General features: G+C 63.8%; 9 protein-coding genes. 6 read left to right on the forward strand and 3 right to left on the reverse strand.

Annotation, left to right across the window (positions count from 1 at the left end):
* The first annotated feature begins 50 nt into the window (after positions 1–50).
* Positions 51–2,381 (forward strand): RelA/SpoT family protein, encoded by a 2,331-nt coding sequence (locus GTP44_RS20750; protein WP_161020898.1) that lies wholly within the window; start codon positions 51–53, stop codon positions 2,379–2,381.
* An 88-nt stretch (positions 2,382–2,469) separates the two neighbouring features.
* Here the strand turns inward: GTP44_RS20750 and pyrF are convergent, their stop codons facing one another.
* On the reverse strand, positions 2,470–3,288 hold the full coding sequence (gene pyrF / locus GTP44_RS20755) for an orotidine-5'-phosphate decarboxylase (RefSeq protein ID WP_161020899.1): 819 nt from the start codon (positions 3,286–3,288) through the stop codon (positions 2,470–2,472).
* A 95-nt stretch (positions 3,289–3,383) separates the two neighbouring features.
* On the opposite strand from pyrF, the gene GTP44_RS20760 reads away from it, so the two are divergent.
* The 3 genes from GTP44_RS20760 (at position 3,384) to GTP44_RS20770 (ending at position 5,566) form a co-directional block, all read left to right on the forward strand.
* A complete protein-coding gene (locus GTP44_RS20760) occupies positions 3,384–4,145 on the forward strand; it encodes an SDR family NAD(P)-dependent oxidoreductase (protein ID WP_161020900.1) in 762 nt (253 codons plus the stop codon).
* Between the two features lie 289 nt (positions 4,146–4,434).
* Positions 4,435–4,827: a VanZ family protein gene (locus GTP44_RS20765; protein ID WP_161020901.1), complete on the forward strand. Its 393-nt coding sequence runs from the start codon at positions 4,435–4,437 to the stop codon at positions 4,825–4,827.
* 373 nt (positions 4,828–5,200) lie between these two features.
* Positions 5,201–5,566: a hypothetical protein gene (locus GTP44_RS20770; protein WP_161020902.1), complete on the forward strand. Its 366-nt coding sequence runs from the start codon at positions 5,201–5,203 to the stop codon at positions 5,564–5,566.
* Between the two features lie 2 nt (positions 5,567–5,568).
* On the opposite strand, the gene GTP44_RS20775 is transcribed toward GTP44_RS20770, so the two are convergent.
* Together GTP44_RS20775 and GTP44_RS20780 are read right to left on the reverse strand one after the other, a co-directional pair.
* Positions 5,569–6,441: a TraB/GumN family protein gene (locus tag GTP44_RS20775; protein WP_160991028.1), complete on the reverse strand. Its 873-nt coding sequence runs from the start codon at positions 6,439–6,441 to the stop codon at positions 5,569–5,571.
* A gap of 121 nt (positions 6,442–6,562) precedes the next feature.
* Positions 6,563–7,324, reverse strand: a complete 762-nt coding sequence (locus GTP44_RS20780) for a substrate-binding periplasmic protein (protein ID WP_161020903.1) — start codon at positions 7,322–7,324, stop codon at positions 6,563–6,565.
* A 61-nt stretch (positions 7,325–7,385) separates the two neighbouring features.
* Here GTP44_RS20780 and GTP44_RS20785 point away from each other — a divergent pair, with 61 nt between their 5' ends.
* On the forward strand, positions 7,386–8,393 hold the full coding sequence (locus GTP44_RS20785; RefSeq protein ID WP_161020904.1) for an LLM class flavin-dependent oxidoreductase: 1,008 nt from the start codon (positions 7,386–7,388) through the stop codon (positions 8,391–8,393).
* Between the two features lie 113 nt (positions 8,394–8,506).
* Positions 8,507–9,646 (forward strand): MFS transporter, encoded by a 1,140-nt coding sequence (locus GTP44_RS20790; protein ID WP_161020907.1) that lies wholly within the window; start codon positions 8,507–8,509, stop codon positions 9,644–9,646.
* Positions 9,647–9,779: the final 133 nt, after the last annotated feature.

The following is a 9,779-nucleotide window of genomic DNA, read 5'->3' on the forward strand; positions in this document are numbered from 1 at the left end:
GTATGTTTTAGCAGCAACGCGACATTCTCCTCTAGACGGAACGCACACGTATGAATCTGATCCCTGCCGATCCGACACTGAGTGGCAAGCCCGCCCGGGCCAAACGGCCGGCCCAAGCGCCGGCCAAAGCCACGTCCGAGTCCAACGCAGCGGACGCCAGTCCCACCGTTCCATCCGCCCCACCCCCAGCCGCTCCCGTGATTTCCTCGTCGCCCCTGGCCACGCCCCCTGCACTGACCGCAGGCGTCGCGTCGGTATCCCATCTGACTGAAAAACTGGCCGACTACATGACGGCCGCCGACCTGAAGAAGGTCAAGGAAGCGTACCGCTTCTCCGACGAGATGCACCTCGGCCAGTTGCGCAAATCGGGCGAGCCGTACATCTCGCATCCGATCGCCGTGGCCGAGATCTGCGCCGACTGGAAGCTCGACGCGCAAGCGATCATGGCGGCGCTGCTGCACGACGTGATGGAGGACCAGGACGTCAAGAAGGACGAGCTGATCGAGCGTTTCGGCGCGCCGGTGGCCAACCTGGTCGACGGCCTGTCGAAGCTGGAGAAAATCGAGTTCCAGAGCCAGATCGAGGCGCAGGCGGAAAACTTCCGCAAGATGCTGCTGGCGATGGCCTCGGACGTGCGGGTGATCCTGATCAAGCTGGCCGACCGCCTGCACAATATGCGCACCATGGAAGTGATGAAGCCGGCCGCCAAGGCCCGCATCTCCAAGGAGACCATGGAAGTGTACGTGCCGATCGCGCACCGGCTTGGCCTGAACAACATCTACCGCGAGCTGCAGGACCTGTCGTTCGCCCACCTGTTCCCGCTGCGCTACCGCACGCTGGCCAAGGCGGTCAAGGCGGCGCGCGGCAACCGCCGCGAGGTGGTCACCAAGATCCTCGAATCGGTCAAGGGCACGCTGAGCGCGGCGGCCATTCCGGCCGAGGTGTACGGCCGCGAAAAGACGCTGTACGGCATCTACAAGAAGATGCGCAGCAAGCACCTGTCGTTCTCGCAGGTGCTGGACGTGTACGGCTTTCGCGTGGTGGTCGACAGCTTCGAGCACTGCTACGTGGCGCTGGGCACGCTGCATTCGCTGTACAAGCCGATGCCGGGCCGCTTCAAGGACTACATCGCGATCCGCAAGCTGAACGGCTACCAGTCGCTGCACACCACCTTGATCGGCCCGTATGGCACGCCGGTCGAGTTCCAGATCCGCACGCAGGAAATGCACCGCACCGCCGAATCGGGCGTGGCGGCGCACTGGTTGTACAAGGACGGCGAGGCCAACCTGTCGGACCTGCAGCAGCGCACCCACGCGTGGCTGCAGTCGCTGCTCGACATCCAGCAGCAGACCGGCGACTCGGCCGAGTTTCTGGAGCATGTCAAGGTCGACCTGTTCCCGGACTCGGTGTACGTGTTCACGCCGAAGTCGAAGATCATCGCGCTGCCGCGCGGCGCCACGCCGATCGACTTCGCGTATGCGATTCACACCGGCATTGGCGACCACACGGTGTCGGTGACGATCAACAACGAGCCAGCCTCGGTGCGTACCGAGCTGCGCAATGGTGACATCGTCGAGATCGTCACCGACGCCAACTCGCGGCCGAGCCCGAGCTGGCTGTCGTTCGTGCGCACCGGCAAGGCGCGCTCGGCGATCCGCCATCATCTGCGCACCATCAACCTGCCGGAATCGATCGCGCTGGGCCGGCAGTTGCTGGCGCAGTCGCTGTCGTCGCTGGGCATCAGTCCGGAGCTGGAAGAGCCGCTGACCGAGCGGCTGCTGAAGGAATCGAGCGCCAAGTCGCTCGACGAGCTGTACGCCGACATCGGCGTCGGCAAGCGCATGGCGGCGCTGGTGGCGCGCCACATCTTCGGCCTGCGTGGCGGTGAATCGGCCAGCGCGCCGGTGGACCACAACAGCGCGGCCGAGCTGGACCCGGTCACCATCTGCGGCAGCGAGGGCGTGTCGGTGCAGCTGGCGCCGTGCTGCCTGCCGATTCCGGGCGACGCCATCATCGGCCAGCTGCGGCGCGACCAGGGCCTGCTGGTGCACACCTCGGACTGCACGCAGGCCAAGCGCCAGAAGGCCAAGGAACCGGACCGCTGGATCGCGGTCAAGTGGGGCACCGAGCTGAACCGCCGTTTCGACAGCCGCATCAAGCTGCTGATCAACAACGAGAAAGGCATCCTGGCGCGGGTGGCGGCGGAGATCGGTGAATCGGACGCCAACATCACCTACGTCGGCATGGACGAGGACAAGGACAACGTGCTGCACCAGTTGCGCTTCACGGTGCAGGTCAAGGACCGGGTGCACCTGGCCGGCCTGCTGCGCAACGTGCGCCACGTGGCCGGCGTCAACCGCATCCTGCGCGAACGCAACTAAAAACGGGTGTCAGGTCTGACAAAAGCACACGGCCTCAACTGCTACGCAGTTGAGGCCGTGTGCTTTTGTCAGACCTGACACCCGTTTTTTAGCGGTGCTGGTTGATGGCGTCGCGGGTTTCTTCGGCGACGCGGCGGGCGGCGGCGGCGAAGTCTTCGCCGGTCCGCTGCGCCGCGTACAGGATGGCGCGCGAGGAGTTGATCATCATGCCGGCGCCATCGGCCGTGCGGCCCGATGTGACCGTCGCGGCAATATCACCACCCTGGGCGCCGATACCCGGCACCAGCAGCGGCATGTCGCCGACGATGGCGCGCACCTGCGCCAGTTCTTCCGGGAAGGTGGCGCCCACCACCAGCGCGCACTGGCCGTTGGCGTTCCACTTTTCCGACACCAGCCGCGCCACATGCTGGTACAGCGGCTGACCGCCGACGTCCAGAAACTGCAGGTCGGAGCCGCCGGCGTTGGAGGTGCGGCACAGGATGATCACGCCGCGCTCGCGCCACTCCATGTATGGCTCCACCGAGTCAAAGCCCATGTAGGGGTTGACGGTGACGGCGTCGGCGCCATAGCGGTCGTAGGCTTCGCGCGCGTACTGGCGCGCGGTGGCGCCGATGTCGCCACGCTTGGCGTCGAGGATCAGCGGAATGTGCGGGTAGTGCGCGCGCGCGTAGTCGCAGATCTGCTGCAGCTGACCTTCCGCGCTCAGCGCGGCGAAGTAGGCGATCTGCGGCTTGAACGCGCATGCCAGGTCGGCGGTCGCGTCGATGATCTCACGGCAGAAGTGGTAGATGCCTTGCGGATCGCCGTGGAACTGGGCCGGCAGCTTGGCCATGTCCGGGTCCAGGCCGACGCACAGCAGGGAGTCGTTGGCCGTCCAGGCGGCAGATAATTTGTTGATAAAAGTCACGACGGCCCCCTTGTTGAAAATTGCAAACCCTCTATTGTAACCCGCCCCGGTGTGGCTGTTAAAATTTGCCCTCTCACCACCACAAGGCAATTCCCATGAAATTAACCGATAAAGTCGCCATCGTCACCGGCGCCACCCAGGGCATCGGCCTGGCCTGCGCGCAACGCCTGATTACCGAAGGCGCCAAGGTCATGCTGGTGGACATCAAACCGGAGGGTGCCGCCGCCGCGGCCGCGCTGGGCGAACAGGCGCGCTTCTTCGCCGCCGACGTCAGCCAGAAGGCCGATGTCGACGCGATGGTGGCCGCCACGCTGGCCGCCTTCGGCCGCGTCGATATCCTGATCAACAACGCCGGCGTGACCCACGCCGCCAACTTCCTCGATGTGAGCGAGGATGATTTCGACCGCGTGCTGCGCATCAATCTGAAGTCGATGTTCCTGTGCGGCCAGGCGGTGGCGCGCGTGATGGTCAGGCAGCGCGGCGGCGCGATCATCAATATGTCGAGTGTGAACGCCGAGCTGGCGATTCCGAACCAGGTGCCCTACGTGGTGTCGAAAGGCGCGATCAACCAGCTGACCAAGGTGATGTCGCTCAACCTGGTCGAGCACGGCATCCGCGTCAATGGCATCGGCCCCGGCACCATCCTGACCGAGCTGGCCAAGCAGGCGGTGATGGCCAGCCCGGAGGCGCGCCACACCATTTTGTCGCGCACACCGATGGGCCGCTGCGGCGAACCGGAGGAAGTGGCCTCGATCGCCGCCTTCCTCGCCAGCGACGACGCCAGCTACATGACCGGCCAGACGCTGTACGTCGACGGTGGCCGCCTGGCGCTGAACTACACCGTCCCGGTCCAATGACTGAGATATGCGTCTATCTGATGTCTGGTATCTGAAAGAACAATTAGACAGATATCTTGCGACGCAGCATAATCACTCCTGTCTCCACTATTCTCCTCCAAGAAAATAGTTTTAAGCCCGCTAACGTAAGCGGGCTTTTTTTTGCCTGGTGTCATGATCGCGTCACAAACGCCGCCTATACTGGTCACATCTTAAGTACATGCGACCGATACGCATGACTCAAGTACAGGTGCACCGGGACTCCGGTGCACCACTCCCCAATTTTTGCAGCGCATGGTATCGTGTGCTCATGCTCAAGCAAATCCTCCTCACCGACTCTCACGCCCGTCTGCGCTACCGGACTGCCATCGTGCTGTATCTGCTGATTTTGATCATCGGTTCGATACCCGGCGCACGCCAGGACATCGCCCAGGTCGCCTCCGGCCTGATCCTCCATTCCCTCGCCTATGCCGGGCTGACCTTCCTGCTCTTCACCGGCGGCGGCGGCACGCCGTCGCAACGCGCGGGCAAAGCGGTGCTGACGATTGCCGTCATGGGCGCCATCGACGAAGCGGTGCAATCGCTGCTGCCCTACCGCCACGGCGCCGTGTCCGACTGGATGGTCGACTGCACCGCGTCCATGCTGGCCGCCGGGTTCATGTGGGCGCTCTGGAATCGCTATCGCAGTTTGCCGGCTGGCTGATCGCACCGATCGCCAGCGCAACGTCCGCGCGCATTTCCCGCAACTGTTCGGCCTTGGCCACGCGCACCAGGCCGTGCAGTGCCTGACGAAAGACATGCCGGCTGCGGAGGTCGTCGCAGCTGGCGTCAGTTAACTCTTCGATAAGGGTATCTGTCACGCATGTCAACATATCGCTGTCCTTTAAAAGTGATACCGGACAATTATTGCGTGCAGATTGCATGGTTCAATTGATGTATATCAATGGGGACCCAAGGTTCGGGAACGATGCGCCGGACGCGCCGCTCTGAAGATATTTAGGGAGGCAGACATGAAGAAATCGACTCTTTGTACCATGGTACTGTGCGCATCCGCTGTGACGGCTTGCGCCGACAGAATGAATAACGGCTCGACCGGCGGCAGCGGATATGCGAGCGGCAGCTCGGGCAGCTCCGGCAGCACAGGTTCCAGCGGCACCAGCTCGATGGCCGGCGCCAACACCCAATCGCAGCAGGCGCAAACCAGCTACGGCGTGGTGCAGGCCATTGACCAGATGCAGCGTCAGGATGTGGGCGTCTCCGCCATGGGCGCGATGGGCGCGGCGGCCGCCGGCGGCACCACCGGCGCGCCGACCGACAAGGTCTATCGCGTCACCGTGCGCATGGACGATGGCAGCAGCCAGATGGTGATGGTGGAATCGTCGCCCAGCTACAAAATCGGCGACCGCGTCCGCTACAGCAACGGCACGGTCATGGCTTATTAATACTAATACAGCTGCTCGACCTGATAGCCGCGCCGCTTGAGCAACTGCGGCAAGCCATCATCCCCCACCAGATGCAGCAGGCCGACGCCGACAAAGGCCACCTGGTCTTGCTGCATGATGCGTTCGATGTTGGCCGCCATCTCGGGATTGCGCTTGCCGAGCAGCACACGGTTCATGAAACCGGCCGAAATGCTGTCGCCGGTGGTGGCGGTTTTCCACACCGCCTGAATACCGGTCTTGTCGGCGGCGCGCCAGGCCTCGATCAGCGCCTGCGATTTTTTCAGCGAATCGCCGTCGTCGAGATCGGCCAGGTTTTCCAGCAGATACAGCTCCTGCTGCCGCGCGTCCAGACTGTCGAACAGACTGAGCTGATAATCCGCGCTCTCCAGCTCGCGCACCGTCTTGTCCTGCTTTTGCGCGGCGGCCAGCAGCGCGTACTCGACGGCCTCGCTGCGCTGGTAGCCGTTCTTGTCCAGCTCGGCGCCGACCAGCAGGTTGGCGATCAGCCACGGCTTGTAATGCTGCACCGACGACAGCGGAATACCGGCGCGCGCCAGCGCCTGCACGGTTTTCTGCAACGTCGCCGGCGTCAGGTGATTCTGCACCACGTCGCCGTTGGGGTAGCGGCCATGGCGGGCCAGCGCCAGCTGAAAAGCCTTGTCCTCGCGGATGTCCAGCTCGATGACCAGCGCCTTGGAATCGAGCAGCGCGCGCGAGGCGACCGCGTCCAGCGGATAGCCGCCGCCGCGCCCGACGTGGATGGTGCCGTAGAGATAACTGGTCTTGCCATCGTGCGTGACGCGGTACAGTTGACCGGCGGCGAAAACAGTCTGGCAGCAAGCCAGCATCAAGGCGAATAAAATAGCGCGTGCCATCGGATTAATATTTACATTGGAATAAAAAGAGAATAAGGCGAATGCCCTATCGATTTCCAATCGTAAATCAAAAGCACGCGGCGGGAAAAATATTTTTAAAAACCGTCGACAAAATAAAACATTATCTGAGATGACTTTGATAATTACTGATTATTTTGTTCACACTTCCGTCTTTAACGATCTGGTCAATGGCCTTCCCGATCTCCGGGACGCGCACCCGGCCCTTGGGCGACAGCGCGCAACGCGCCTGGTAACGTTTTATCACCAAAGGCGGGTGGATCGATAGTTTCTCACCAACCTTGAGATAATAATCAAGCGTGTTTTGCTGGGTAATAGCATGATGCAAACGCCCGGCGGCTATTTTACGCAGATTACCCGATGACGAATAGCCATCATCCCGGACAAACTGTTTGCCGAGCGCCGCCTCCAGCTCGGGATAGTAATATCCCAATACCGTGGCAATTGGCTGGCCGGATAAATCGCGCAGTGTCTTCGGGCGGGGAACGGCGGTGGAGGACACCACGACTTCGGCCACCGGGAAAAAGCCGCGCGTCCATTGAAACTTGCCCGGCAACCAGGGCGGCAAATACAGGCAGACCATGTCGGCCTGGCCGTCCTCCAGCGCCATCGCGATGCGCTTGCGCGGCAGCGGCAGGAAATTCACCGCACGGCCCATCTTGCCGGCCAGCGCTTCGCCCAAATCTTTATGGAAGCCCGCCGCCAACTGGCCGTCCTTGAAACCGGCCATCGGCATTTCCGTGCCGGTGTCGACCGCCACCGTCAGCAACGGTGCGGCGACGGCGGCGGGCGCCAGCATCACCGCCAGGGCAATCAGGGCGTGGCCAGCACGCCGGGCCCAATCTGTGTATGCTTGTCTGTCCATTTAGAAAGAATTATACCCACACGCTTTCAATGGGCATGTACCAACCAGAGAGACCACCCCCATGATTCCATTCTCGATACTCGATCTTTCCCCGATTGCCGAAGGCAGCAATGCCTCGGTCTCGTTCCGCAACACGCTGGACCTGGCCCAGCACGGCGAACGCTGGGGCTACCAGCGCTACTGGCTGGCCGAACACCACGGCATGCCCGGCATCGCCAGCGCCGCCACGGCGGTGGTGATGGCCCACGTGGCCGGCGGCACCCGCAGCATCCGTGTCGGCGCCGGCGGCATCATGTTGCCGAACCACGCGCCGCTGGTGATCGCCGAGCAGTTCGGCACGCTGGAAGCGCTGTTCCCCGGCCGCATCGACCTCGGCTTGGGCCGCGCGCCCGGCTCCGACCAGACCACCGCCCGCGCGCTGCGCCGCAACCTCGACAGCGACGCCGACGCCTTCCCGCAAGACGTGCTGGAACTGCAGGACTACCTGTCCGACAGTCCGCGCCAGCGCGTGCTGGCCGTGCCCGGCAAAGGCGCCAAGGTGCCGCTGTGGATACTCGGCTCCAGCACCTTCGGCGCGCAGCTGGCCGCGCATCTCGGCCTGCCGTTCGCCTTCGCCTCGCACTTCGCGCCGCAGATGATGCAGCAGGCGCTGTCGCTGTACCGCGCCAACTTCCAGCCATCGGCGCAACTGGCCCAGCCTTACGTGATGCTCGGCTTCAATGTCTTCGCCGCCGACACCGATGCAGAGGCGCACTTCCGCGCCACGTCGATGCAGCAGGCCTTCGTCAACCTGCGCAGCGGCCGGCCGGGGCAACTGCCGCCGCCCAAGGCCGGCTATCTCGACACGCTGGGCCTGTCCGAGCGCGCGATGCTGGACTCGGTACTGTCATGCAGCGCGATCGGGGCGCCGGCGACGGTCAGCCGGCAGCTGCAAGAATTCATCGCCCGCACCGGCGCCGACGAGCTGATGATCACCTCGCAGATCTACGAGCACACGCAGCGGCTGCGCTCCTACGAAATCACCGCCGAGGTGCGCCAGTCGCTGAAGCGCGCGCAAGCGGGGCTGTAAAAGTTGGGGCGCGCTCAGCGGCAAATCGCCGACGCCGTTAGAATGTCGGCCTTTCCCGTTTTCCGGAGCCCGACGTGAGCCAGTCCCACGCCCATCAAGACATTTCTCCCGGCATGGTCTGGCTGCTCGCCATCGCGACCGGCCTGATCGTCGCCAATCTGTACTACGCGCAAACGCTGATCGGCCCGATCAGCGCCGCCACCGGCCTCGATCCCGGCGCGGCCGGGCTGATCGTCACCTTGACGCAAGTCGGCTACTGCCTCGGCCTGCTGTTCATCGTGCCGCTGGGCGACCTGCTGGAGAACCGGCGGCTGATCGTCACCGCCCTGCTGCTGACCGCGCTGGCCTTGCTGGCCGCCTCGTTCACCAGCAGCGCCAGGTTGTTCCTGTTCGCCTCGCTGTGCATCGGCATCGGCTCGGTGGCGGCGCAGATCGTGGTGCCGATCGCCGCCCACCTGTCACAGCCGGCGACGCGCGGCAAAACGGTCGGCAAAGTCATGAGCGGCCTGATGATGGGCATCATGCTGGCGCGGCCGGTCGCCAGCCTGGTGACGGACGCCTTCGGCTGGCACGCCATCTTCGTGCTGTCGGCCATCACCATGGCCGCGCTGGCGCTGCTGCTGCGCGCCAGGCTGCCGCAGCGCCAGCCGCAGAGTGGCATGCACTACTTCGCGCTGCTGGGATCGCTGTGGCACCTGCTGAAGACCACGCCGGTGCTGCGCCGCCGGGCCGCCTACCAGGCCTGCATGTTCGGCGCCTTCAGCATGTTCTGGACCTGCGTCTCGCTGGAACTGACGGGTCCCTACTTCCACCTCAGCCAGACCGGCGTCGCCCTCTTCGCCCTGGTGGGCGTGGCGGGCGCGATCGCCTCGCCGATCGCCGGCCACCGCGCCGACCAGGGCAAAAGCCGCTCCACCACCATCATCGCGCTGATGCTGGGCACGCTGGCGTTCGCGCTGCCGCTGCTCATCCACAGCAGCCGCCTGGTCGACCTGGGCGTGCTGGTGCTAACCTCGATCATCCTCGACATGGGCGTCTCGGCCAATCTGGTGACGGGGCAGCGCGCGCTGTTCGCACTGCCGGCGGAGATCCGCTCCCGGCTGAACGGCCTGTACATCGCCTTATTCTTCATGGGCGGCGCGATCGGCTCCTCGCTGGGCGGCTGGATGTACGCCGCGCACGGCTGGACCGGCGTGCTGTGGGCCGGCCTCTGCTTCCCCGTGATCGCCCTCGGCCTCTACGCCACGGAGTAAAAAACGGGTGTCAGATACCGTCTTGAATGGCAAGCTTTTTCGATAAGTATTTGGGGTCGAAAGGCTTGCCAGTACGGATGACACCATAAATCAGATGCGTCAGTTTGTGAACGACAGCACTAATCACCGCCTT

The organism is Duganella lactea (assembly GCF_009857505.1).
Lineage (GTDB): Bacteria > Pseudomonadota > Gammaproteobacteria > Burkholderiales > Burkholderiaceae_D > Rugamonas > Rugamonas lactea.

What these genes read in the sequence shown, in the direction of transcription:
- GTP44_RS20780 (WP_161020903.1), bottom strand. Translation starts at nt 7,324, where the DNA reads ATGGACAGACAAGCATACACAGATTGGGCCCGGCGTGCTGGCCACGCC.
- GTP44_RS20760 (WP_161020900.1), top strand. Translation starts at nt 3,384, where the DNA reads ATGAAATTAACCGATAAAGTCGCCATCGTCACCGGCGCCACCCAGGGC.
- GTP44_RS20770 (WP_161020902.1), top strand. Translation starts at nt 5,201, where the DNA reads ATGAATAACGGCTCGACCGGCGGCAGCGGATATGCGAGCGGCAGCTCG.
- GTP44_RS20785 (WP_161020904.1), top strand. Translation starts at nt 7,386, where the DNA reads ATGATTCCATTCTCGATACTCGATCTTTCCCCGATTGCCGAAGGCAGC.
- GTP44_RS20775 (WP_160991028.1), bottom strand. Translation starts at nt 6,441, where the DNA reads ATGGCACGCGCTATTTTATTCGCCTTGATGCTGGCTTGCTGCCAGACT.
- GTP44_RS20750 (WP_161020898.1), top strand. Translation starts at nt 51, where the DNA reads ATGAATCTGATCCCTGCCGATCCGACACTGAGTGGCAAGCCCGCCCGG.
- GTP44_RS20790 (WP_161020907.1), top strand. Translation starts at nt 8,507, where the DNA reads ATGGTCTGGCTGCTCGCCATCGCGACCGGCCTGATCGTCGCCAATCTG.
- GTP44_RS20765 (WP_161020901.1), top strand. Translation starts at nt 4,435, where the DNA reads ATGCTCAAGCAAATCCTCCTCACCGACTCTCACGCCCGTCTGCGCTAC.